The sequence below is a fragment of the Legionella sp. D16C41 genome (assembly GCF_048541585.1).
Taxonomy (GTDB): Bacteria; Pseudomonadota; Gammaproteobacteria; order Legionellales; family Legionellaceae; genus Legionella_C.
Genome location: NZ_CP183303.1, coordinates 709,136 through 733,423, shown reverse-complemented (window position 1 = coordinate 733,423; position 24,288 = coordinate 709,136). Strand labels below are relative to the sequence as shown.

Genomic DNA, 24,288 nt, shown 5'->3' with positions numbered 1-24,288 from the left:
GCTTAAAGAGTGATTAAATCTTGAGTAAATAGTACCCCTATTGCAGTTCCTGAATAGACATACACAGTAGTAGGAGTAGAAAATTGTTGCTGTGCAAACTGTCCCCAATTTTTACCTACTGTAGCTAATCCGATAACTGCATTTTGTAATACAGAACGCCCAATTCCATTTTGAACCGTAACAGTACCAGCACCTCCTACTCCTCCTACTGTTACTGTCGTATCAGCGGATTGGAATGCGTTACCTAAACCCTCAAGGAAGGAAGAAGCAAATAAAGAACCATAACGTAATAAATAGTGGTGATCTGTACGACTTGATAATGCCGTCCTGGCTGTATTTATATCAATGGCATAGGCATTAATTGGTGTACTTCTACTGGCTCCTGGAACAGACATAGTATTAAAGCTAATAACCATTTTATCGGCATTATTTGGCAAATTAAAGCTACCAATTAATTTTGCGCCTCTAAAACGGCCAGAAACAACTGTCGCTAATATTGGTCCAGGTTCATCACTATTAACAGAAGTATCTATTACCGCAAAAAGAACATCTCCTGTTTTAATTAATGCCTTTTGTTGAGATAGCTCACCATTTGTATTAACTACAGTTGTCTGATTTTTAGAGATTATAGTCTTATTAGCTGACGATACTCGTGTAGTAGTTGTAGTTGTCTTTACTGGGGGAGTGCCAGCCGCATAAACTTGTAGACTAACCCTACTCCAATTCTGTAAGTATTGGTTAGCTACATTAAGCATTTGATTTTCACGCTCTTGTAAATGCTGTTGATATCTTTGATCAGCCATCTGCTGGTTCTGTCGATTAATAGCAGCTTCCATTTGCGCATTTCTATTATTTAAATTTGCTGTTGGAACATTACTAACGGTAGCAACAGGAATATTAGCTGTGCCTAAGGTGCCTGGCCTTCCGATCGCAGGAATGGTTGAATCAACTGGTGAGCCATTAGCTAAAGCATTAAGCCCTGGTACTTCCGAGCCCATAGCCTTAGCAATATCATTTGGGCTAAATCCAGCGTTTTGTAGCTCTGCTGAGGTATAGCCTGCTTGAGCCAAATCACGTGCTGAAAAGCCTGCTGCCTTTAAATCTGGCGCACTAAATCCAGCATTTTTAAGTTCTTCGGCATTAAATCCTGCTTCTTTTAAATCTTGAGCATTAAAACCAGCCGCCTTTAAATCTGCTGCACTAAAGCCTGCTGCCCTTAAATCCTTTGCAGAGTAACCGGCAGCTCTTAACTGACCAGCATTAAACCCTGCCGCTTTCATTTGTGCTGCGGTAAAACCAGCCTCTCTTAACTGAGCAGGCGTAAAACCAAGGTTCCTTAAGTCTTGTACTGAGAAACCTGCATCACGTAATTCTCGTGCAGTATAACCTGCCGCTTTCAACTGCGCAGCTGTAAAACCCGCATTCTTTAATTCAGCTGCAGTAAATCCAGCATTCCTTAAATCTTGTGCACTAAAGCCTGCTGCTTTTAAGGCAGCAGCATTACAACCTAACGTTTCTCTAATAGTTGTAGCAGAAATACCAGCAGCACGTGCGGCACTAAGTGAGGCTGGACTACAATCAGCAGTGCGTCCGGCTGCTATTAAAGCCGCTGGGCTTGTACCCAGTTGACCAAGCTCAGCAGGTGTAAAACCTGCGGCTCTTAAAACTTGTGCACTACAACCGTTTAATTGAATAATACGACTAGCTGCAACACCCTGCTTACGTAAAGCATTTAACTTAGTAGGATCACAATCTGCTGCTCGAATAGCGGCATCAGAAGCAGCCATAGCTGCTCGTATTTGTTCTGGATTAAAGCCTGCTGCTGCTAAGTCTTGCGGAGTAAAGCCTGCATCAGCTAGAGCTCTAGCGTCAAAACCCGCTGAGCGTAATGCCTGAGCACTACAGCCATTTAGTTCACGAATCTGAGAGGCTGAAACCCCGCGCTTTAATAAATCATTTAACTTAGTAGGATCACAGTCTGCTGCCCGAATAGCCGCGGTAGGATTATCTAGAGCAGCTCTTATTTGTTCAGGAGTAAAACCTGCTGCTGCTAAATCTTGTGGAGTAAAGCCTGCATCTAATAAATCAGCTGCATTATATCCAGCTGCTTTTAAAGCTGCAGCGCTACAACCATTTAGCTCGTGTATTCTCTTGGCTGAGACACCTTGGGCATATAGTGCTTTTAGCTTGGCCGGATCGCAGTCAGCCGCCCTAATAGTATTATCACTTATAGCTGCACCCGTATTATTTATCTGTGCTGGTGTAAAGCCTGCATTTGCTAAATCATCATCTGTAAACCCAGCAGCTTTCAAGCTCTGTGGATTACAACCAGCGTATTGGCGAATGAGTCTAGCACTTACACCTGCTAGCCGCTCATTGCGTAATGCAATTGCATTACAGTCAGCTTGTCTAATATCTTCGGGCGTAATACCCGGAGGCAATTCACTTTGCGCAGCAGCAATACTAGCCGGGGAATAACCTGCTTGACTTAAATCTGCAGGTGTAAAGCCAGCATTCAATAAATCACGAGCGCCATAACCGGCTTGTCGAAGCTGCTCAGGCGTAAAACCCACATTTTTTAAATCAGCCGCAGTAAATCCTGCATCTCTTAATTGTGCAGCGGTGTATCCCGCAGCTTTTAATTGTGCTGCGCTACAACCATTAATCCGCCTAATAGCACCAGCGCTAACACCAGCAGCGCGCAAGCGAGCTAAGGCTTGCGGTTGGCAATCAGCCTTTTGCACCTCGCTTATAGGAATATTACTTGGTAAACCGCTGGCACGCGCTATTTCTTGATCAGAAAAGCCTGCGCCTTTCAGCTCGCCGTCACTAAAACCGCCATCTTTTAGCTGTTGAGCAGTAAAACCTGAAGCACGGAGCTCACAAGCATTGAATTGACAGGTACGCAACCGTTCAGCAGTATATCCTATACGCTTAAAGTCATTTGCATTAAAACCAGCTGCCTTTAATTCTTGGCAAGAGCAAACTTGTTGTAAGGCATTTATTTGATAACCAATATCTTTAAGTTGAATACAACTGCAAGCATTTCTAAGTACAATTAGATTTGCTCCTTGTGCCACCACCTTATTTACACTTGCTTTACTACAATTATTGGTTTGTAAATCTTGTATCCATAAGCTGCGTTGGTTACCGCTTGCTGAGCAATATTGAGCCCTGTAAAACTTAAACCACCTTCACCACCTTGGGAACCTACTCCTTGCACGCCAGACCCTAACGTTTGTGAACGTATAATAGTAGGAATAGCGCTACCGCCCGTTTTAAGAGCAGATTGTGCTTGATTTACATTTTGCGTATACTGAAGTTTTGCATATTGGATAGTTGGGTCAAGTGAACCGGGAATAGATTGAATTCCTGGCGGGTTACTCACAGCAGATGTCCCTACCGAAGCTCCTTCGTTTGAACGGATAAAACGCAATAAACCATATGAAACAGCTAAAATCAAAAGGATTGCTGTAAAAATGATAATAACGCGTGACCGGGTATTAGTGAATAACGCCTGTAAATTTTCTTTCCTACCTGCCATTTGATTATAACCCTTCTACCTTAAGCTGCATGACTTTTCCATGCCAAGATACAAGCAATACTGGCGATTTTTGCATTTCATAAGCATGCATACCATCTGCGCTCGTCGTCTGGTACTTATCCATCCTGGTGATAAAATTGTAAGGTTAGTTCGAACATACATCTTATTGTTAAATAGCCATGCCCTGGCGTCACCGCCGCTAACTGTTAGACGCTGGCTTCCGCCAGGTGGCACACCATCAAGAACATGTAATAAGATATTATTTGCACTAGCTGGCAAACTTACCTCAGTTACTGGTGTAATAGCATGTGGTCCATAACCCTGAACTCGTAAATCTACTCGATAATCAACAGCTTTTTGCCCAGGAATAAGCGTTAGCATAACAGGTGTATTTAATCCTCTCAATCTAACAGCTAAATTACCGTAAGTATACAATTTAGTAGCTTGTATCATAAGCGTATTACTTGTTCTATCCCATTGAATATTAAAGGAAGAGGGATCGCCAAGATCATATGCACTGATAGGCCATGGAGCACCAGTTGAATCTAGAAAAACTAATGAAGAAACAAATCCTTGCGCTAAACGAATAACAGGTGGTGTAGAACCAGAGATAAGTTAACAAATTGGGAAGTAGCTGTTGGCTTTGGAGGAATACCAGCTGGCGAAGTTTGAGCAAATTCCGCTGTTTGAAACATCTGTTTTAAACGAATAGTTTGTTCCGGCGTAAGAGGAAATAATTGTCGCGTAATACCTTCAAAAGCACTAGCATCTATTGATTCATTAGTTATCGTTGGTGCAGGATTTACTGCTTGCTCAGTCGGCGCCACTGTGGTCGTAGTTGTAGTAGATGTTACAGTAGCTGGAGCTGTATTTGCACGAACATTAGCTGTAGTTGTAACAGCTGCAGAAGTATTGTTGATATTGGGTATTACACTAGTAGTTTGTGTTTTACTAGCCGTCGTGCCAGCTGCATTTGTATTACCACTACCTGGGTTTTGTTGTGCTAGTCGCTGCTGTAATAATCGTAATTGCTGTAGAGCTTGTTGAGCAGAATCAGACTGCTCAGCAGCATATAGATTAGTGCCTATTATGTTCACTATAAAAAGCAACATTAAAATAACTTTTTTAGTAAAGCTTTTAGCTGGCTTAAACATAATTAGGTTACTCCGCCATTCACTGGACCAACTACAAATTGGGCAATTCCAATACCACGAGGAGAGTTAAGTGTCGAGACTCGAGTGATTAGCATAGTAACCACATTATTTTGTTGCGAAAATTCGCTCGCACTCTGATAGGTTACCAGTAAGGGCATTTGAACCCGCCAAGAATAGCGACCATTTAATAAGCCTTTTTGCAAAATAATAGGCGCTCTAGTTGCCACAGCTGAAACAATAAGTTTTTTCGCCTTAACAGCGTCAAGATTATTAGATTGTTGCAAAGCAACTAAAAATTGCTGCCAGCCATCTGCAGTAAAAAATCCTGAAGCTGCTTGTAATTCGTCTCTATAATTAACAAAGTTGTAAGTAAACGCTGCGATAGCTGCTTGATTGGCCCATTGCAGTACAGCAGAATCAGATTGATTAGGCTCATTTAGCGGGAAAAGAGGCGTAATTCGACCATTAATACTTGTCGCAAAATATTTTGGCGCTGGGGGATGTGTTAATAAATAGGCTACCATGCCGCCTAAAAATAAGTTAGTAAATAGTGAAATCAGTAAGCCTAAGACCATTTTTCTTTGGCCATCACGATAAAAATCATTACGCAAGGTTACAGCTGTTAGCGAATCTTTAACCATCTTTTCCTCTTATTATTGTGGTATGGCTTTTTCTTCATTCTCATCAACTGGGTCTGGTGGCAACAAGGGCTTTGATGAATAATTTGGTGTAGCTAAAGGAGTAAGCTCTATAGGTGGCGTAATACCATTTGTTGCATAAAAGGCTCTCTCAGGTTTATTTAAATACAAGTAACTAATAACAAGGCAAAAAAATACATTTATTGCCATAGACATTAGTAAAAACTTTAAAGCTCGTCTATAAGTCACCACATAAAATGACTTAGATTGCTTTATTCTATTCCAGGATTGACGACTCATTTAAACCTCATTTAAGGCATTAAGCAACAAGCTTTTAAATTTCTTAACAATATTTATCCTTACATCATACTTAATTAATCTACTTCTATTAGCTAAGTCAGCTAATAGAAAAATTAAAACAATTAGATTTTTTGCTAATATGTCACGATTGGTTCGTATTCAATAACTAGCTCAATTACATTACTTTATCTTACAGACCAACTTCTGAATATTAATTGGCAAAGAAGCTATTTAACCGTGTTAATTTTTACCTTATAAAAAATTATTTAAATTAAATTCACACTTAATACATATACAAATTTATTTAACTATTATGCTGACTTAGGCTACAGCATCACGGAAAGTAATTTCTATTCTTGAGCTTACAGATCGATCCCCTCCCTGCATGAATGCAGAAATTGGCTTATCGCTACCAGCACCCTCCGCAAAAATAAAGCGACTATCTACTTTTTGTGACCACAAATAATCAGAAACTGCTCGTGCACGCGCTAAAGTTAATGATTGCTCTCGTTTAGAAGAGACATATTGGCTGCTGTAGCTTGTCACGTTAACGCCTATTTTTCTAAATTGTCGCATGAATTTAACGACTTTATTTAACACTGAATAAGCTTCCCATTTTATTCGTGGTGATTGATCAGCAAATAAAACAGTTGATGGAATACTAATTAAATAATCAGAGCCAATTGTAATTACTTTAACTCCACAACGAGCAAACCCAGCTTGCTGAGCAATAACATAAGCATCTGAGGAACCAGCAACTCGAGTAGGCAATTTAAATCCTTGTTGCGTAAGGAGTAATAACTTGCCATTACCGCAGCAACATCCGGTTAGAATTAATAAGGAGACGACGACAAAATATCGGAGCAAAAAGGTTATAAAGCCAATACATACTCGTTTCACTTAAAATCCTGTCACAATATTGCTAAATTATTTACTAAAATCAAAACATACAAATCTTCAGGTTACAAGCGATTCCTAAAAAATTCATAGTGCATTGTTAAAAATGCACATAATAAAAGCAATAAATAATTTTATTTCAATAACTTACTACCCTAAGCTAGTAGGACTGTCAAGGGGGGAATCAATTATTCGTTATAAATTATTCATTATTCTCTAAATTAGCCTTTTCTCGCTCACTTTTAATTTTATCAGAAAGTTGATTGGCTAATTCTGCTAAATCTTCCCCACTAATATAGTCTCGTTCTTGTGGAGGATAACTAGTGGCTGTTTTAAAATCTTTAATAAGCTCATTAGCAATAGAGCCAGAGTATTTATCTTTAGCGCCACTGAGACGCTCAATGTTAGATAAGTAATTACGGGTACTATTAACATCAATTAAGGCTGCTGAAAATTGTTCAACATCTTTGGCTAAAAGAGGTAATGAACCTGGGTGTTGACGCAGTTTATTAAAGATAGTTAAAACACCCTCTTCCTCTTCTTCCTCAATTTCCTCTAATGGAGGTAATTCATTACGACTATGATAGGCAAGTAGCGCAGCTACACCACGTTCTATTGGTTCTGTGACATTCGCTTCATGCAATGCTTGAGTAATGAGCGTAATTTCTTCAGTTTCTACTGTTTTATTAATAGATAAGTCGCCACTATCTAATATAACTTGGAAGCCTGAAAGTTGTTTTTGTAATTTTGCTAAATAGTCATCAGCTGGCGGCTCAACCTTTAAGAATTGATTTAATTTTAATTTTTTAACAGGTTTAGGATTAGCGTAAAACATGCGTGCACGTACAATCTTTGATTTAAAGAAAATATGAGCTTCGCCTTCAGTTTGTTCTTTTAAGTCCAGTAAATCAATACGAGCTCTTTTTTCAAATGAAGAACTTTTGGTATCCATATAAGTATTGGCAATACTTGAGTCTTTTGTCTGAAAGGAATCTACTTTAGTAACATAAGCTTCACCAGCAGTTTTGGTAAAGAAATCCCAAGTTTCTGTTGGATCTTCAAGCTTCATACAAATTTTAATGTTTGTATTTGCACCAATTGATGCTGCTTCTTCTTTAGAAGCTTTCTGGAAGGCAGGTAAATCTTGGCCTGCAAAAATTGCTGAGAAGCCTAATGAACGTGCCTGGGCTGGAACTACAGCGAAACCTTGTACGGCATAATAACCATACTCGTCTAAAATACACATATAAGGTGTAGGTGCATTGGTTGCTTTTCGCTCAATAACATCTCGATAATCACCTTCAACCTCTTCCCCTAAGCCTGCAGCCATCATAGCTTTCAAAGAAGAAACAATAACTTTTCCTAAATTAGCTAATTCATCAGGTGATTTTTCTAGAGCAGGTAATAAAACAACTAAAATGCGACGATTTAAAACAACGTCTTTAAAATCAACTTCCGCAAGGTTTGTTCTGATAATATGACCATAAGTATCTGCAAGGGATGAGAACGTCCGAGTTAACTGCATGGTAATAAAACCATGTTGTTCCAATACTTGCGAAACTTGTTTACCTTTCTTTTCTTTATTATATCCAGGTAAGTTAAATACATAGTTACGTAGAGGGTCTGTAACTAATTTTGGTATAGACTCAATATTAACACTCTCTTGTTCATCACGAGGGAAAACTTTATCAATAACAATAGCTTCTAATCGATTTAAATCGAAATAATTTCGAATGGTATTAGCATCAAGTAAAAGAGCGCCTTCATCGCGCATATAAACTAAAAGCTTCATCAAAGCTTCAACAAAGCTTATCGCTCGTCCTTTCCACATATCGCCGTCTGAAGATTGATTAGAAGAACCCATTAAACTAACAACTAGCTGGGTTAACATACTAGATGAACCTTGGCAAAATGGATTAAGCGTATTAGATAAGCGTTTCTCTTGAGGACCAATAATATCTCTCGCACCAGTCATGAAGTTAATAAGAAGCAAATCATCTTCACGCCCCATACTACGAACCATGGAAAAAACTTTGGCATACAGCGAGTTATCGCCTTTACCATCTACATAAATAAAGCCGCTTGCTTGCACTAACGCATTAAAAGCTAGCGAAACTAAAGCTTCTGTTGTTTTACCACTACCAGTTGAGCCAAAAATTAAAGCATGGGTCCGCATGTCTTCATTGGCAAACCAAAGCTCTTCGTTTGTTTTTCTATCATTACCAAAAAACGTAATGCCTCGCGCCATATTAGGCGTTTTAATACCTGGTTTTAAATCATTATAATCTTTTACTTGAGCAATCTTAGGTAATCTAAAAGGAAGGGTTTGTTTTCTTGTATAGCTGTAGAAAAAACTAAAAAATCCCAAAAATAATACTAAAGTAGCAACTGCAGACATGTAGTAGGCAACGCCTGCTAAAGTCACCAGCACAATTGAGACATTAGTTGGGTCTGAAAAAAAATCTGCAACCCGTTGCCCAATTGTACGCGTGTCTCTTAAGAGCAGCGTCGGGTCAATTTCATGCCTTGAATCAATACCACGCATCATGGCTTTAACTCCTGCAACTCACGAGGAGACAGCTTCACTTCCTTTACAGCTATCTCTAAGGCTTTAATAGCTTCATCAATCATAGGAACTAACGAACGCCTTCCCAGTGCTTTTTCAGCTATCCAATGTGCATAAGGGCCAGCTACTTCAGCAAATGGCGTTTGTCTACCAACACTATTAAGCATATACCATAATCGACGATCTAGGGGCTTTAACCATAAAAATTCTGCAGTAGGTACTACGCCATCCTTACGAGCGTTTTCTAATAAAGAGGCTATAACAGTTAGCATATAAGCATGGCTACCTACTATTTCTTGCACAAGCTCTGTATTTTCGTATTTTTTAAAAATGGGCCTGGCAACAGCAAAATCAGGTTTACCTTGAGCGCATGTCTTATCTAGGCGCTCTAAAATCATACTCGCAGCACTACGATCACGATTCATACGTGCTATAAAGACAGTTGCTAAGGCATAAGCCTGGGGAGAGCAGCGCTCAAATCCTTCCCAATAGGGTCCTAGCTGCAAAGTAAAAACACGCTTCGCATCGCCACGACGAATACCTGCAGTAAACTCCATCCCCGGTACAGGATTATCTAATAAGACATCATCTTTTTTTAAAAGATTATATTTACGAGCAAATTCCATTGGGGTTAACGCCATTGCCCAACGGCCTTTACTAACATCTTCATTAACAATATCTTCTTTAACAATTGGCATAATAGCTGGCCAATTAAATTGCTCTTGGGCACGCAATGATTTCATATCATGAGCTTTGCGAAACTTTAAAGTAACATTGGACTTGTAAAGCCAAATTGCTAGCACTACTAGAATCACCACTATCGGATAGCGGATATAATCGCCTACGCCTGCAGTAAGATTAACAAATTGCTCCCAATTAACCGAAGATGGGTTTAGGGTTTGCATTAAATAAACATCATTAGAAAGCTTAGGATTCTCAATAAATAAGTTAATAAACCTAGCTTGTAATAGATTAATATGAAAAACAAACGATACAATATATTTATGGGCGGCGTACCAAATAATGTATAAAACCAAAAAGACCAGTAAGGTTATCCATACCGGCGCCATGGAGTTATCACCTCCGCCACCACCCGGTTGCTGTGGTTGTTGGGCCATTGGCTAATTAAATCCAGTTATTTTATTCAAGTATATACCTTTCATTATACTTATAGCAGCTAAAATTGGAGGGATTGCCTGCGTTTTTAACTATAAATTAACTTTAAGCTACTACATTTAATTATTAACTATCGCTTCTAATAGTCATTAACCAAGATAATTTTTTATTGCTAAGGTTTAATGCTCTATATTAGCCATTATTAAACGCCCTCTTTGATAACGATAAGTACCAGAAAGATGAGCAAAATAATCAATATTATTAAGATCTATTGAACGATCTTTTAAAGTAAGCAGTGACTTACCAAAACGATCGCGTGGCGCTTTATCAGGAGGTAAATTTAAAATAGTATCTTTATCCACCCAAATTGACACATATGCTTCATTTATTTTATTTTCTTTTGATTTAATTAAATTTTTAACATCCTCTTCCTGAGCATAAATAGGACGAGAGATTATTTGTTTGGGTAAATTAAATAAAATTCGCTCCCAAGCTTGGATATTACCACCATCACTAGTATATAACGAAATAAAAACTTCTTGTTGGTTTTCATTAAGCGCTCTACCAGCACCATAGCCGCTTTGATCTTTTATCGCCTTACTTTCATTGTATAATCTTGTCAATTCATTATGATAATCTTGCAAGGTTTTTCCAATAACCTTTAAAAAGTTAGAAGCATCCCACGGACCTCCTTTAATGGCGTCTTCCAATATTTGTAAGATCGCTTTTATTTGATCATCAGTTAAATGATTTTTACTCATAATATAAGAAATTTACACAAAATGATAATAAGATGTTAAAGTTATTATAACAGTATTCAACCTTTAAAGGTTAAATACTGATTAAATTATCTGAATGGACTTGGAGTTGACGTTGGATCTGATATCTCATCAGATGTAGATGGAGTTACTTTACCTTGACCTTGTAGAGCTCTTGATTTAAAAGCTTTCTTGACTTACTTGGGTTTCTGTAGGTAATTTATATCCAGGAGTTTGCACAACCTCCATAATTTTAGTAGTTGCCTTTTTAACTTTATCATATCCTTGTTCAGTAACTTCCTTTGTAGCTGGATTCATACTCATAATCTTTCTTGTTGTTTCGGTGAGGTTTCCCAACCCAGCAGAAAGTTTTTCTACAAATTTCGCTATTTTATCTTTTGCTTCATTATCATTGGGCACACTTTTCTCACCAACTTTATAAGAAGTAGGATTTCTACTAACAGTACCTGCAGCTGGATGATTAAAAAATCTATTTATCGTGCTCATTTTTCTTCCAAATCATTTTCTACCAATACTAGCTTACCAGAATTTTCATTAAGAAAAACTTAAAAACATTAAAAACTTTCAATTTTTTTACAATTATCTTTTAAATTCTTCTCTAAGATAAAACTTTTGGCAAGCCTCCGTATTAAATGTTAATTAATTGTACATTATATTTAATTCATGGTCAATATTTAGTCATACATTAATTCATCTAGGGGCGTATAATCTCGGCTTGGACCGCCTTGGATTAATTCATTAAGTACATCAGTCATACATAAAAGGCGTAATGAGTTCGGTGTTACTTCGTCAAAAACCACGCGCGTACCTAAAAGTGCATTTTCTGCTTCATCAAAGGTTGCGCCTAACCCATAACCTAGGCAAAGCGAACATAATTGATCAGCGCGCCGAGCAATGGCAGGCAATAAACCTGTATCAGAAAAAACCTCATCAAAACTCATGAAGCGATCATTTAAATAAAATTTTGCATTCATTGAAGCGGCAATTAAGGCCATACTTTTACGAATATCTATTTCATTACTCATTTTAATAACGCCACCATGGTTGAGAGGATTTAACTCTTCCAGCAAGAAAACTTCTTAGCCATCTTAAGAAAACAGGTACAGTAAAACCGTAGTGTTCAATAACGCCAAAAAAGATTGCTGAAACAATGACTAAAAATGCAGTCCAAAGCCTTATATGCATTAAAAATAAAAAAATAGGAAATGCTGCTCGGGCATCTACAATAAAGAAGCGAGCGCTTCTCGCCGAGTCACGCCAATGGGTTGTTTCGGTAAAACTAGCCATACGTGCTACTCCAGTTAACTCTTAAACTACTCAAGTAAAATAGCAAAGCTATATTCTTCTGTCGAATATTCTTTAAATTAAGTATATAAAATTTTGTCAATATATTTTAGCTTATTTAGCTTAAAATAATTAACTATTGGGAGTTAGATCGAAGTGATCTTTGTTTGCAAGAGATTTTTTAACAATTTCTGCTAAAGACGAGGAAGTACTTTTATTAGCTTCGGTTTTTTTATCAAAAGGCAATTCTCCTATAACTTCTTCTAAAGTTACAGAATTAACAGCTCTTGAGTTCAAACCTGCTAATATATTTCTTGTGCTATTAGCCATATAAGCACCTCTCATTAATACTTAAAAGTATATTAACAAACCTAGATTAAGGATTTATTAACTATAAATAATCTATAGCATTTTTTTTGCAATTTATAAAACATTTTTTCACATTAATTTAAAAAATTTATAAACAAAAAGTTAAGTTTTTGTTTAATAATGAATTTAATTTTAGCTAAAAAATTATCTTAGAACTTTAACAAGAATTTTAAAGACTAAATCACTTTAGTTAAAAGCTCTCTTAACTTATCTATTAAAGGATGATGCTCATTATAGTTAAATTTATCTAAAGCCTTAACAGAACGAATAGATTGCAGGGTATTACAAACAAACACAGCATCTGCGTTTGCCAACATTGCAGTACTAATCATGGTTTCCAAGTAAGGTTTATTTAACCTTTTACATAGCTTAAGGATACGGTTGCGAGTAATTCCGGGTAAAATGTTACAAGATAAAGGCGGCGTAATTATTTGTTGATCAATAATTAAAAATAAATTAGCAACCGTTGTCTCAAGAGCAAAATTATCTAAATTAAAGAATAAGACATCATGAGCCCCCTGCTCCTTTGCATACCGAGAAGCCATAATAGCCTCAAGATAGTTGATTGACTTAATTTTATAAATAGGATTATTACTATCGCGAAGCCAAGGCGCTCTAATAAGCCTTATAGGCGAGAAATCACATTGATAATTGAATGCTTCTAAAAACAGATAAGGCGTTGTGCCTTTGGCCGTTAAACCTCTGGGGGCACTTCCACTACTTAAAACAGCTTTAATACCACCATTTTGAAGATTACTCGCTTTAATATAAGAAGAAAGTTCATCAAGCCACGCAGGTAAGGAAAGATCAAATGGTATACTTAAAAAATTAGCTGATTGATGGAGCCTCTGCCAATGTAATTCTGCATAGCAAGGGACCCCATCTAAAACTTTTATCGTCTCAAAAAGGCCTTCACCTAAAAAAAGGCGATCGTGACGGACAAAATTTATATGGCTAGATTGTCCACCAAAGACAATTTTTAAAGCCATTTAATAATCTACAAAATCATCTAGCTCATCGCGAAGGCGCTTTTCTTCTAACGCCTGCTCAAGGCGACGTCGTGCATCTAAAATGGTATTTTCTGCTATATCAGTATCAAGGGGCAGACTATCTTCTGGACTAAATACTTCTTCTAATAAATCATCATCTTCATCAAATAAATCACTCATTACTATCTCTCACCAGTTAATTTAATAACTCTAAAGTTAAACTTCAATAGACCTCTTGCCTAACCTACTTATTTTACGCGATTGCTATGTTGCAAGGGTTTCTCCGGTGCTCATTTACGCCATGTAAACTCCGCTCCTCAAAACCCTTGCGCCTTGCACTCACGCAAAATAAATAGGTTAGGCAAGAGGTCTAATATTGGCTAGGCACGTCTTTGAGTATTTATTTTATTTAAAAGCACTGGCTCGTTAACAAGCTAGCTTACAATTAAACATTAAAACATACCTGCGCAATTAATAGACACGTAAGCTTAATTTTTAGCTCTATTTTTAGTGTCTTCACTAAGTAGTCACTAGAACGGCTATATACAATATTTTTTATAATTTGACTAGCCTGTTTCATCATAATTAAAAGTTAGCGAAGAAACTGATATAAAACTTGAATTTATATTTCACAACCTATGCCTTTTTTAAACTTTAATATCATCAATTTAGTAGTAAGCTTTCTTTAAATTAATTTTTAAAATTGGCTAGATTAAAAATAACTTAACATTAGCGTATGCATTCTTCGGGACTGATTAGTCAATTGATATTAAACCGTAGCATTAGCAGATGGCGAAACCGCTAGCATCGTTGGCGTTAAAGGATAAACATCCCTAATGGGGTTCCTGCTTGTGCAAATGCCATAGCCAGTAATAGCCAAGCACCAATAAGTCATTAACTTTTTAAACGCCTTTTAAAGAGTTTAGATAAAATTAAAGTGTGTAAAAATTACTTGATAAATAATTAAAATTTAACTAGATTGGATGCCTTATTTAGATGTCATTAAGTATTAATTAGACTCTGTAGCTATGGCCGATCGCTTTAAACAAATTTTACGCAATACTAATCGAGCAGTGAGAAAAAAATTACCTCTTAGTTATCAAAAGGAAGCTGCTGCAAAGATATGCACACGTATTCGACAACTTAAAGAGTATCGCTATGCTAAAAGAATTGCTTTTTATCACGCTCATGGTGGTGAAATTAGTCTTAAAGAAATCTGGCAAGCAGCTCCTATGCATGGCAAATATTGTTATTTTCCGGTGATTACAGCAGAAAAAAAATTACTATTTTTACCTGCAACACCAGCTACTCCTTTAATAGAAAATCATTATGGGATTTTGGAGCCTGATGTTGACTTAACTCACGCGATTGCACCAAGCAATTTAAATTTAATCTTTATACCTCTTTTAGCTTTTGATAATTATGGTACACGCTTAGGAATGGGGGCAGGATATTACGATAGAACACTGGAAAATGAACATCATGCATTACTTATTGGTGTTGCTTATGATTTTCAGTATGAGCCCTATATTATCCCTCAAGAGTGGGATGTTCCTTTAACAGCAGTGATTACGCCGAATAATATTTATTGGTGGAATAAAAAATGACAAATTATTGGTTAATGAAATCTGAACCTAATTGCTTTAGTATTGATGACCTTTATAATGCGCCTAACCAGACATCGCATTGGGATGGCGTACGTAATTACCAGGCGCGTAATTTTATGCGCGATCAAATGGCTATTGGCGATTTAGCTTTTTTCTACCATTCTAATTGTGACATTCCCGGCATTGTAGGTATTGTAGAAATTAGCAGCCAAGCTTATCCTGATCATACCGCTTTTGATCCTTTTAGTGACCATCCTGACCCTAAGAGTACTTTAGAAAATCCACGTTGGTTTATGGTCGATGTTAAGTTTAAAGAAAAATTTGCCAATGTTATTTCACTAAGTCAATTAAAACAATACCCGGAACTTGGTGATATGCTGTTGCTGCGTCGAGGTAACCGCTTATCGATTACACCTGTTAGTCAGCCCGAATGGTCTTTTATTAACTCACAATTACGTTAACTAACTTGCTAGCGGGTTAGTGAGCTGCTAACACTAACCTAACGCGTCTTCGCCTACTTCACCTGTGCGCACTCTTATAACTTGCTGTAATTCATAAACAAAAATTTTACCATCGCCTATTTTACCTGTGTAGGCAGCCTTACAAATAGCATCAATAGCTGGCTCAACCATATTATCTGGTAAAGCAAGTTCTATTTTTATTTTTGGTAAAAAATCCACAACATATTCTGCGCCTCGATAAAGTTCTGTGTGTCCACGTTGCCGCCCAAAGCCTCGAGTTTCAGAAATAGTAATTCCCGGAACCCCTATTTCTATTAATGCTTCATGAACGTCATCAAGTTTAAAAGGTTTAATAATTGCAGTAAGCATTTTCATGATAGCTTTCCTAATTTGATTGAGCTAGCTAAACAAACGATATTAAAATAGTGCAAATGGATGTATCGGCCTTATTAATAAATACAATAAAATTAATACTAGTGGGTGCTTAGTATATCTTGTAAAATTAGTCTTAAATAGCTCAACCGTAAGGAATTTCATGCCTGATTCTAAATTATTTGATGATTTAACTAGAAAACTTTTTGCTACTCTACCTATGAGCGTGCAAAATTTAGAAAAAGAAACCCGACAAAGGTTTAAAGAAGTTTTACAAACAACTTTTTCGCGCTTAAACCTGGTAACGCGAGAAGAGTTTGATATCCAGCTTAAAGTATTAGCTAGAACACGCGAAAACCTTGAACAATTACAACTTCAAGTTAATGAATTAACTAAGCAAAAAGATAAAGATGACATAACTAAATCTAATTAAAATTTAATTAAAAAAACTGTCCAACTTCATATTAAGGAAATCCATGAATCTTGCATTTAGCAAAACGCGAAGTGCGTTAGGTATAGACGCGCGCTGTGTATCTGTAGAAGTCCATTTATCCAATGGTTTACCAAGTTTTACTATTGTTGGCCTTGCACAAACTGCTGTAAAGGAAAGTAAAGATCGTGTCCGAAGTGCTGTAATTAACAGCCAATTTGAATTTCCCTGCCGTAAAATTACGATTAATTTAGCCCCTGCTGATTTACCAAAAGCTGGCAGTGGTTTTGATTTACCCATTGCCATAGGTATTCTTGCCGCATCAAAACAAATTTCTCCTAACAAATTAATTAATCATGAATTTATCGGTGAATTAGCATTAAGCGGCGAAATTAAACCTGTTCCAAGTATAATACCCATGATTCTTGCTGCTATGCGCGAACAAAAAACGTTAATTATACCAGAAGGAAATGCTAATGAGGCAGCTATTACAGGTTATCAAAACATTTATACGGCTAAAAGCTTACGCGAAGTTTGTGGATATTTATGTCAAAGTGAGGTAACTCTAAAGAGTTTACCTGCCCGCTTGACAAGCTCTTATGATGAAACAGTAGATTGGTCAGAGATAAAAGGTCAATATTATGCCAAAAAAGCAATGATTATAGCAGCTGCAGGTGGCCATAGTATTTTGCTAAGCGGGCCACCAGGCAGTGGCAAAACTATGCTTGCGAAACGTTTTAGAACGCTATTACCCTTACTTTCTGAGCTACAAGCTTTAGAGTGTGCAGCTATTAATTCCACTTATAATCGCTCCTTTAATTATCAAACCTGGCGCCTACCTCCTTTTCGGTCTCCTCATCACACCGCATCACCCGTATCCTTAGTCGGTGGCGGTAACCCACCTAAACCTGGTGAAATTTCTTTAGCTCACCATGGTGTTTTATTTCTTGATGAGTTACCAGAGTTTAGTAAACAAGTTTTAGAAACTCTACGAGAGCCTTTAGAATCAGGTAATATTTGTATTTCTCGAGCAGCTATTCAAACCGAGTTTCCTGCTCAATTTCAGCTAATAGCGGCAATGAACCCTTGTCCTTGTGGGCATTGGGGTAATTCACAATCTAATTGCCGTTGTACACCTGAAAAAATTAGCCGTTATCTAGCTAAGTTATCTGGTCCACTATTAGATAGAATTGATATGCATGTTCAAGTACAAGCTCTTCGTCCTGAAGAATTAATAAAACAACCAGCAGATAATAAAGAGAATACCAGTAGTAACTTACGTGTACTTATAGAGAATACCCGTAATTTGCAAGTCAAACGACAGGGAGTCATTAATACTAAATTAAATATTAAAGACTGTGAGCGATTATGTAACCTTACTTCTGAAAAACAAGATTTTTTACATCAGGCAATTACCCAATTAAAATTATCAGGTCGCGCCTATCATCGTCTATTGAAAGTAGCAAGAACTATTGCTGATTTAGAAGTACAAGAAGACGTTACTCTAAAAATTTTAAAGCAAGCACTATCTTTTAGACACGTATTACAAGCACCGACTGTCTACTAAAACCCAAATTTAATTATGCAATAATAACTCGTGACGGTTATCTTAAATCTTGTTAAAAATTGGATTAGATTTCTTAAATTATGCGTAAGGCATTAATAAGCTTTCGATAATTGCCATGCGCATAAAGACACCATTTTTAACTTGCTGCAAAATAACAGATTGAGGACCATCAGCCACATCGCTATCAATTTCAATTCCTCGATTAAGTGGGCCTGGATGCATGATTATTGCGTCGGGTTTAGCATATTGTAAGACCTGCGATGTAATAGCAAAATTAGCTCGGTAATCTTCTATATTTAACATTTCACCTGCTACTAAGCGCTCATTTTGAATTCGTAAGCAAATAATTACATCTGCATCAGTAATGCCTTCCTTTAATGAGTCACTAACTTGACCATAATGCACTTTTTCTGGTTGCCAAACGGGGGGAGCAACTAGTACTAGATCCCTAACATTCATTAGCTTAAATAAACATTGTAAGGAGTTAGCTACTCGCGAATGTTGTAAATTACCGATAATAGCAATTTTAAGTTGGTGCAGTTTTGGCTTATATTCCTTAATGGTCATTAAATCTAACATGGCTTGACTTGGATGGGCGTGCTTACCATCTCCAGCATTAATAATATGAATATCTGCATTGACTTGGTTAGCTAATTGCTGCTGTAGCCCATCTTGCTTATGCCGAATAACAAATAAATTAATACCCATAGCGGCTAAGGTTTGAATGGTATCTACGATACTTTCACCTTTGCTTTCTGATGAAGCCTCTAAATTAAGGTTAACGGCATATATAGATAAATGATTAGCTGCTAGCTCAAAGCTTATACGGGTACGAGTGCTATTTTCATAAAATAAATTAGCAAGCTTATAATTAGCAAAATTCGGATAGCTATCGTGCTCTTTAAAAAACTTAGCACGCTGTAATAATTTTTCAATTTGAGTAGTTGTTAATTGGCTAATTTCTATAAAATGGGTCATGGCTTACTTTCAAATTACTGCGTCTGTAACCATTGCTGCAGAATGATACAAGCAGCTATACTATCAACTTGGGTAGACTGGATTTTACGATATCCACCCTCTTCAAACAAGTAAGCACGAGCCTCTTTTGTCGATAAGCGCTCATCTACTAAGTAAACAGGCAGCTTAAATTCTCGCTCTAACCGTTTTGCAAAGCTTTTAGCTGCTGCAGTTGTATAAAGTTCCGTGTTATCAATACAGGTAGGTAGTCCTACTATAAATGCTTCAGGTTGCCAGATTTTAATTAACTTTCTTAAAGGCTCCCAATTTGGTACCCCTTGCTTGGCTTGCAGTATAGTTAGGGGTCTAGCTGTCGCTGTTATTTTTTGCCCAACTGCTACACCAATACGCTTAAAGCCAAAATCAAAACCAAAATAAACACCCGCTGGCATGTTTACTCCACCTATTAACAACTAAAACTAAGATTTTACTACAAAGACTATAATTTAGAGATATTTTTAGGCATGGCCAATTGACGAACTAAGTTGAGACATTTTTACACCGATCATAGAGCCTGCATATTCCCACCGCTGCCTAAACGGGACTTCGTATAACAGCTCTGGCTTATAAGGACATACTAGCCAAGTATTATCTTGAACTTCTTGCTCTAATTGATTTTCAATCCAACCAGAATAACCTAAAGTAATAAGGGCATCTTGCGGCCCTTCTCCATTTGCAATTGCACGAATAATATCATTGGACGTGGTTACTGTAACACCATCTTCTACTAATGGTAAACTAGAACGCCATTTCCCACTTGGTCGATGAATTACAAAGCCACGCTCAGGTTGTATAGGTCCGCCATATAATAACGGCCGCTGACTTTGCTCTTGAGTTAAAGGTGAAATATTTAACTGTTCAAAAACCATACTTAAAGAGTATTCAGTAGGGCGATTTATAATTAAACCAACTGTACCTTGTGGATGATGTTCACAAATATAAATAACACTTTTTTCAAAATTAGGATCAGTTAAAGAAGGCATAGCAATTAACAAATGGTTTGCCAAGGAGGTCTCAATTGTCATGATGCTTGTCTCCAAAACTGTTTATACTTGCTTTAATTATACACTAATTAATTTATTTAAATACATTTTGATTAAATTTAAATTAATAATTCAATAATATTAGTGATTTTATTGCTAATAATTTTGCCTTAAATAAATTTAATTATTTGATTTTATTTTGAGCAACGGATTTAGAGGTGATTGATTAACTGTTTAAACAATAAATTATTATGTCTATTATGAAATAAGCGTAACTTTGTACAAAGGCTATAATTGTTAATAAACAAGTTAATGATTTAATTATATTAAATTTTGTCTAATGAATAGACCTCTTGCCTAACCGATTTATTTTGCGTGAGTGCAAGGCGCAATGGTTTTAAGGAGCGGAGTTTACATGGCGTAAATGAGCACCGGAGAAACCCTTGCAACATCGCAATCGTGTAAATAAATCGGTTAGGCAAGAGGTCTAATTTTAGTTAATCGTTTATTGAAGGGTATTATTGTGGAAACAGTTGATTTAAGCAAAAAAGATCTTTTTGTCTTTCGTGCACTTGAGTATGATGAAATTACTATTTTAGTAATTATTATAATAATCTTAGCAGTCTTAATAATTACATATATCTATGATCGTCTGCAAAAACCCCATACTGTTTTACGTAACTTTCCTATCCTAGGTCATTTTCGCTATATCTTTGAATATCTTGGTGAATTCTTTCGCCAATACTTCTTTGCCAATGATAGAGAAGAATTACCATTTGATAGGGCAGAACGAAGTTGGGTATACCGTGCGGCTAAAAATCTTGATACGACTATTGGTTTTGGCTCTACACGCCCATTACATATACCTGGAACGGTCTATTTCGTTAGTGCGCCATTTCCGCCTTTAGCGACAGAGGTCACCATTAAGCCATTAACTATTGGTCCTTATTGTAAATATCCCTATACGACTAATCATATATTTAATATCTCTGCAATGAGTTATGGGTCTATCTCTAAGCCTGCTATTGAAGCCTTATCAAGAGGCGCTAAAAAGGCAGGTTGTTGGCTTAACACAGGCGAAGGCGGCGTCTCTCCCTATCATTTAGAAGGAAAATGTGATGTAGTAGTCCAAATTGGGACAGCAAAATATGGCGTGCGTGATGAAAAGGGAAACTTATCTGATACAAGATTATGTGAATTAGCTGCTTATCCTAATATAAAGATGTTTGAAATAAAATTAAGCCAAGGGGCAAAGCCTGGTAAAGGTGGTATTTTACCGGGGGTCAAAGTTACACCAGAAGTAGCGCAAATTCGTGGAATTCCTCCCTATCAAGATTCAATTAGTCCTAATCGCCACATAGACATTGCTAATGTTGAAGAGCTTTTAGATGCGATTAATCATATTCGCCAAGTTACAGGTAAACCAGTTGGATGCAAATTTGTTTTAGGAAGCTATGAATGGCTACATGATTTATGTCTTGCCATTCATAAGCGAGGTATTCAACATGCGCCTGATTTTATTACGCTTGATAGTGCTGATGGCGGTACAGGTGCTTCACCGCAAGGCCTTATGGACTATATGGGTATCCCAATTCAAGAATCTTTACCAAAATTAGTAGATATTCTAATTTTATATAATTTACGAAAACGAATTGTTGTTATTGCTAGTGGAAAAATGATTACTCCAGCTAATGTTGCCTGGGCATTGTGTGCTGGAGCTGATTTTGTTAATTCTGCACGCGGGTTTATGTTTGCACTGGGTTGTATACAAGCGATGAAATGTCATAAAAATACTTGTCCAACTGGAATTGCTACCCACAATCCTACCTTACAACGTGGACTTGTTATTGAAGATAAAGCCGAGCGCGTATTTCATTATGCTAATAATATGGCTCATGAAGTTGCTATAATATGCCACTCTTGTGGCGTAGATGAGCCAAGGCAACTACAACGTAGGCATGCCAGAATTGTGCGAGAAGATGGCTTTTCTGTTTCTTTATCCGAAATGTTTCCTGATCAACAGCCTCTTGAGCGATATTTATAGCATTACTTAGTTTAAGAGCTAGGTAAATGCTTATTTTTTTTAGTTACCGTATAAATTTTTTATGTGTTTACTAAAAATAAGCATTCATTAATGAATAATTTAGAAAAATAATGTAAAAACTATTGTTAGTTATACCATTTTTGCGTTATGTTGAATTAACCCATATTAGTGGGTATATAGCGTTACCTATTAAGTTTTAGAAGGTATAAAGGATAAATAAGGCGCAAGAGTGTATATAATACATTTACTGAAGCTGAATTAAGTTTAATTTGCCGTATAAAGCTTAATAGGTAACGCTATACCAATTGTCATTTAAGGACGAATGCAATTGCCTGCTGATTATTACTCAGCCGACGATTGATACGCTTTAGCAAAAGGAGGATTCATGGCTACGGGCGAAGTCAAATGGTTTAACAATGCCAAAGGTTGGGGCTTTATTGTACCTGAAGGCGGTGGTGAAGATATTTTTGTTCATTTTTCTGCTATTCATGGCACTGGCTATAAAACATTAAATCCAGGCCAAATTGTTAGCTATGATTTAGTGAAAGGTGAACGCGGTTTACATGCAGCAAATGTAGTCGTTACAGCCGAAGAAAGAGAGCAAGAGCCTGTATAAGGCTCGGCTGTCTTTTGTATTATTAATACATATTTAAAAAATCTGTAGCCTTCTATAATTAAAAGACTGTTGAGCTTAAATTATAAATTTATATAGAAATAATTTTAATGTATTATTAGATATTTAATTTTAAATTTCTTTAAATGAAAAATGGCTTGTTGTTAATTAACTTAGGCACCCCTAAGTCACCCGCTCCTGTTGATGTACGTCGATATTTAAAGCAATTTCTTGCAGATAAACGTGTAATTAATCTTAGTGCTCCTTTAAGATATATTTTGCTCTATACCTTAATTCTTCCCTTTCGGCCTAAGCAATCTTCGCATGCTTATAAGAGCATTTGGACAGAAGAAGGTTCACCTTTATTAGTCAATCATCAACGTTTGGTCAATAAACTGAAAACTAAATTAACGGATACTAAAGTAGCGTTAGCGATGCAATATGGCGAGCCCTCAATAAATGAAGCCTTAGAAGTCTTAAAATCCTGTAGTCAGATCACTATATTACCTTTATATCCTCAATACTCTTCAGCTGCAACTGGCGCTGCTTTGGAAAAAACGCTTAAACTTTTAGCTAAAAGGCCTACTCATCCATCCTTGCTTATCATGAGAGATTTCTTTAATCATCCAAGTTTTTTGCAAGCTCAAGCAGCTGCAATTAAGCCTTATATAGAGAAACATGATCATCTATTGTTTAGCTACCACGGCATTCCAGAGCGCCATTTAAAAGAAATAGGTTGTAAAAATATATGTCAAACGTGTCCGCCAATAGAAGAAGCTAACTCAATCTGTTATAAAGCTCAATGTCAGCAAACGACTACTGAACTCGCAAAAATACTTGCCCTGCCAGCAGAGAAATTTAGTATGTCCTTTCAATCTCGCCTAGGTAGAACTCCTTGGATTAAACCTTATACTGATTTTATCTTGCCCGACCTAGCAAAGCGCGGAATAAAAAAACTGGCTATTACCTGTCCCGCTTTTGTTGCGGACTGCTTAGAAACCCTTGAAGAAATCGGAATACGCGCCCGTGAACAATGGCTCAGCTTAGGGGGAGAAGAATTTACTCTAATTCCTTGCCTTAATGATAATAATGAGTGGGTTCAAGCAATTATTGAGATTTGTCATGTGCAATAAAAGGCTCAACTACCATAACAGTTCCCTCTATTGCTACAATTTTAACTTTTGTTCCAGCTGGCAAATCAGGTCCCCTAACAAACCAAGGTGCATCATTTATACGTATCATACCTCGACCATTTTTAATAGGTTCAACTAAAGTTACCGTTTTATCGAGCATAGTGTGAAAAGGTTTATTTATTAAAGAAGGCTCTTTAGCGATTTTTTTCTTAATAATAATCCACCAGGCTATAGCAAAAAGAATGCTAAATAATGAAAAGTTAATTAATTGCCACTGCCAACTTATAGTAAAAAGCCACGTAAATAAACCCGTTATTGCGGCAGCCATACCTAAAGCTATTAAAAGACCGTTAGCTCCCAAAGTCTCAGCGATGATTAAAAGTAATGCTAAGGCTAACCAATGCCAATATGATACATGATACATA

At 36.8% G+C, this 24,288-nt stretch carries 26 protein-coding genes and 1 pseudogene; 7 read left to right on the top strand and 20 right to left on the bottom strand.

From position 1 onward, the window contains the following. Nucleotides 1-2 precede the first annotated feature (2 nt). The 15 genes and pseudogenes from dotG to ACNVED_RS03210 all read right to left on the bottom strand — a co-directional run bounded on the left by dotG (nucleotide 3) and on the right by ACNVED_RS03210 (nucleotide 13,816). Complete coding sequence (dotG, locus tag ACNVED_RS03280; protein ID WP_419421136.1) at nucleotides 3-3,131, bottom strand: type IVB secretion system protein DotG/IcmE; 3,129 nt, start codon at nucleotides 3,129-3,131, stop codon at nucleotides 3-5. Beyond that, nucleotides 3,089-3,544, bottom strand: coding sequence for a hypothetical protein (locus tag ACNVED_RS03275; RefSeq protein WP_419420336.1), 456 nt, complete (start codon nucleotides 3,542-3,544; stop codon nucleotides 3,089-3,091). Before ACNVED_RS03275 ends, dotG begins: the two co-directional genes overlap by 43 nt. Before the next feature lie 4 nt (nucleotides 3,545-3,548). Then, a pseudogene (locus ACNVED_RS03270) lies at nucleotides 3,549-4,656 on the bottom strand (DotH/IcmK family type IV secretion protein). A gap of 44 nt (nucleotides 4,657-4,700) precedes the next feature. Further along, nucleotides 4,701-5,339 (bottom strand): type IVB secretion system apparatus protein IcmL/DotI, encoded by a 639-nt coding sequence (locus ACNVED_RS03265; protein WP_419420335.1) that lies wholly within the window; start codon nucleotides 5,337-5,339, stop codon nucleotides 4,701-4,703. 12 nt (nucleotides 5,340-5,351) lie between these two features. Further along, nucleotides 5,352-5,636, bottom strand: a complete 285-nt coding sequence (gene icmM / locus ACNVED_RS03260) for a type IVB secretion system protein IcmM/DotJ (protein WP_419420334.1) — start codon at nucleotides 5,634-5,636, stop codon at nucleotides 5,352-5,354. A gap of 321 nt (nucleotides 5,637-5,957) precedes the next feature. Then, on the bottom strand, nucleotides 5,958-6,536 hold the full coding sequence (gene icmN, locus ACNVED_RS03255; RefSeq protein WP_419420333.1) for a type IVB secretion system protein IcmN/DotK: 579 nt from the start codon (nucleotides 6,534-6,536) through the stop codon (nucleotides 5,958-5,960). Nucleotides 6,537-6,735: 199 nt separating this feature from the next. Further along, the gene (locus ACNVED_RS03250; protein ID WP_419420332.1) at nucleotides 6,736-9,081 is read right to left on the bottom strand and encodes a TraM recognition domain-containing protein; all 2,346 of its coding nucleotides are present in this window, start codon (nucleotides 9,079-9,081) and stop codon (nucleotides 6,736-6,738) included. After that, nucleotides 9,078-10,217, bottom strand: coding sequence for a type IVB secretion system coupling complex protein DotM/IcmP (gene icmP, locus ACNVED_RS03245; protein WP_419420331.1), 1,140 nt, complete (start codon nucleotides 10,215-10,217; stop codon nucleotides 9,078-9,080). Before icmP ends, ACNVED_RS03250 begins: the two co-directional genes overlap by 4 nt. Nucleotides 10,218-10,394: 177 nt before the next feature. Then, nucleotides 10,395-10,976 carry a Dot/Icm secretion system protein IcmQ gene (gene icmQ / locus ACNVED_RS03240; RefSeq protein WP_419420330.1) on the bottom strand — a complete coding sequence of 194 codons (582 nt, stop codon included), beginning with the start codon at nucleotides 10,974-10,976 and terminating at the stop codon, nucleotides 10,395-10,397. Between the two features lie 177 nt (nucleotides 10,977-11,153). Beyond that, nucleotides 11,154-11,480 (bottom strand): hypothetical protein, encoded by a 327-nt coding sequence (locus ACNVED_RS03235; RefSeq protein WP_419420329.1) that lies wholly within the window; start codon nucleotides 11,478-11,480, stop codon nucleotides 11,154-11,156. A gap of 188 nt (nucleotides 11,481-11,668) precedes the next feature. Beyond that, a complete protein-coding gene (locus ACNVED_RS03230) occupies nucleotides 11,669-12,019 on the bottom strand; it encodes a type IV secretion IcmS family protein (protein WP_419420328.1) in 351 nt (116 codons plus the stop codon). A gap of 1 nt (nucleotide 12,020) precedes the next feature. After that, the gene (icmT, locus tag ACNVED_RS03225; RefSeq protein ID WP_419420327.1) at nucleotides 12,021-12,281 is read right to left on the bottom strand and encodes an IcmT/TraK family protein; all 261 of its coding nucleotides are present in this window, start codon (nucleotides 12,279-12,281) and stop codon (nucleotides 12,021-12,023) included. A gap of 129 nt (nucleotides 12,282-12,410) precedes the next feature. Continuing rightward, complete coding sequence (locus ACNVED_RS03220; RefSeq protein ID WP_419420326.1) at nucleotides 12,411-12,608, bottom strand: hypothetical protein; 198 nt, start codon at nucleotides 12,606-12,608, stop codon at nucleotides 12,411-12,413. Nucleotides 12,609-12,823: 215 nt separating this feature from the next. Further along, on the bottom strand, nucleotides 12,824-13,636 hold the full coding sequence (locus ACNVED_RS03215; protein WP_419420325.1) for an aminotransferase class IV: 813 nt from the start codon (nucleotides 13,634-13,636) through the stop codon (nucleotides 12,824-12,826). Beyond that, a complete protein-coding gene (locus ACNVED_RS03210) occupies nucleotides 13,637-13,816 on the bottom strand; it encodes a PA3496 family putative envelope integrity protein (RefSeq protein ID WP_419420324.1) in 180 nt (59 codons plus the stop codon). Nucleotides 13,817-14,664: 848 nt separating this feature from the next. Here ACNVED_RS03210 and ACNVED_RS03205 point away from each other — a divergent pair. Both ACNVED_RS03205 and ACNVED_RS03200 read left to right on the top strand, forming a co-directional pair. Beyond that, entirely contained in the window at nucleotides 14,665-15,243 is a 579-nt protein-coding gene (locus tag ACNVED_RS03205) for a 5-formyltetrahydrofolate cyclo-ligase (RefSeq protein WP_419420323.1), read from the top strand. Continuing rightward, entirely contained in the window at nucleotides 15,240-15,704 is a 465-nt protein-coding gene (locus ACNVED_RS03200) for an EVE domain-containing protein (protein ID WP_419420322.1), read from the top strand. Before ACNVED_RS03205 ends, ACNVED_RS03200 begins: the two co-directional genes overlap by 4 nt. 33 nt (nucleotides 15,705-15,737) lie before the next feature. Here ACNVED_RS03200 and ACNVED_RS03195 read toward each other — a convergent pair whose 3' ends face one another. After that, nucleotides 15,738-16,079: a P-II family nitrogen regulator gene (locus ACNVED_RS03195; protein ID WP_419420321.1), complete on the bottom strand. Its 342-nt coding sequence runs from the start codon at nucleotides 16,077-16,079 to the stop codon at nucleotides 15,738-15,740. Between the two features lie 160 nt (nucleotides 16,080-16,239). Between ACNVED_RS03195 and ACNVED_RS03190 the strand changes: the two genes are divergently transcribed. Together ACNVED_RS03190 and ACNVED_RS03185 are read left to right on the top strand one after the other, a co-directional pair. Beyond that, nucleotides 16,240-16,509: an accessory factor UbiK family protein gene (locus tag ACNVED_RS03190; protein ID WP_419420320.1), complete on the top strand. Its 270-nt coding sequence runs from the start codon at nucleotides 16,240-16,242 to the stop codon at nucleotides 16,507-16,509. Between the two features lie 43 nt (nucleotides 16,510-16,552). Further along, nucleotides 16,553-18,073, top strand: a complete 1,521-nt coding sequence (locus tag ACNVED_RS03185; protein WP_419420319.1) for a YifB family Mg chelatase-like AAA ATPase — start codon at nucleotides 16,553-16,555, stop codon at nucleotides 18,071-18,073. 78 nt (nucleotides 18,074-18,151) lie between these two features. Here ACNVED_RS03185 and ACNVED_RS03180 read toward each other — a convergent pair whose 3' ends face one another. The 3 genes from ACNVED_RS03180 to ACNVED_RS03170 all read right to left on the bottom strand — a co-directional run bounded on the left by ACNVED_RS03180 (nucleotide 18,152) and on the right by ACNVED_RS03170 (nucleotide 20,115). Then, entirely contained in the window at nucleotides 18,152-19,051 is a 900-nt protein-coding gene (locus ACNVED_RS03180) for an aspartate carbamoyltransferase catalytic subunit (RefSeq protein ID WP_419420318.1), read from the bottom strand. Between the two features lie 14 nt (nucleotides 19,052-19,065). Next, entirely contained in the window at nucleotides 19,066-19,482 is a 417-nt protein-coding gene (ruvX, locus tag ACNVED_RS03175; protein WP_419420317.1) for a Holliday junction resolvase RuvX, read from the bottom strand. Nucleotides 19,483-19,548: 66 nt separating this feature from the next. Continuing rightward, nucleotides 19,549-20,115, bottom strand: coding sequence for a YqgE/AlgH family protein (locus tag ACNVED_RS03170; RefSeq protein WP_419420316.1), 567 nt, complete (start codon nucleotides 20,113-20,115; stop codon nucleotides 19,549-19,551). A 481-nt stretch (nucleotides 20,116-20,596) separates the two neighbouring features. Here ACNVED_RS03170 and ACNVED_RS03165 point away from each other — a divergent pair, with 481 nt between their 5' ends. From ACNVED_RS03165 to hemH, 3 genes are all read left to right on the top strand, one after another. Further along, nucleotides 20,597-22,117, top strand: coding sequence for an FMN-binding glutamate synthase family protein (locus tag ACNVED_RS03165; RefSeq protein WP_419420315.1), 1,521 nt, complete (start codon nucleotides 20,597-20,599; stop codon nucleotides 22,115-22,117). 385 nt (nucleotides 22,118-22,502) lie between these two features. Next, on the top strand, nucleotides 22,503-22,733 hold the full coding sequence (locus tag ACNVED_RS03160) for a cold-shock protein (protein ID WP_419420314.1): 231 nt from the start codon (nucleotides 22,503-22,505) through the stop codon (nucleotides 22,731-22,733). A gap of 143 nt (nucleotides 22,734-22,876) precedes the next feature. Further along, the gene (gene hemH / locus ACNVED_RS03155) at nucleotides 22,877-23,863 is read left to right on the top strand and encodes a ferrochelatase (protein ID WP_419420313.1); all 987 of its coding nucleotides are present in this window, start codon (nucleotides 22,877-22,879) and stop codon (nucleotides 23,861-23,863) included. On the opposite strand, the gene ACNVED_RS03150 is transcribed toward hemH, so the two are convergent. After that, nucleotides 23,838-24,287 carry an NfeD family protein gene (locus ACNVED_RS03150; RefSeq protein WP_419420312.1) on the bottom strand — a complete coding sequence of 150 codons (450 nt, stop codon included), beginning with the start codon at nucleotides 24,285-24,287 and terminating at the stop codon, nucleotides 23,838-23,840. The two genes, hemH and ACNVED_RS03150, sit on opposite strands and share 26 nt — an antisense overlap. Nucleotide 24,288: the final 1 nt, after the last annotated feature.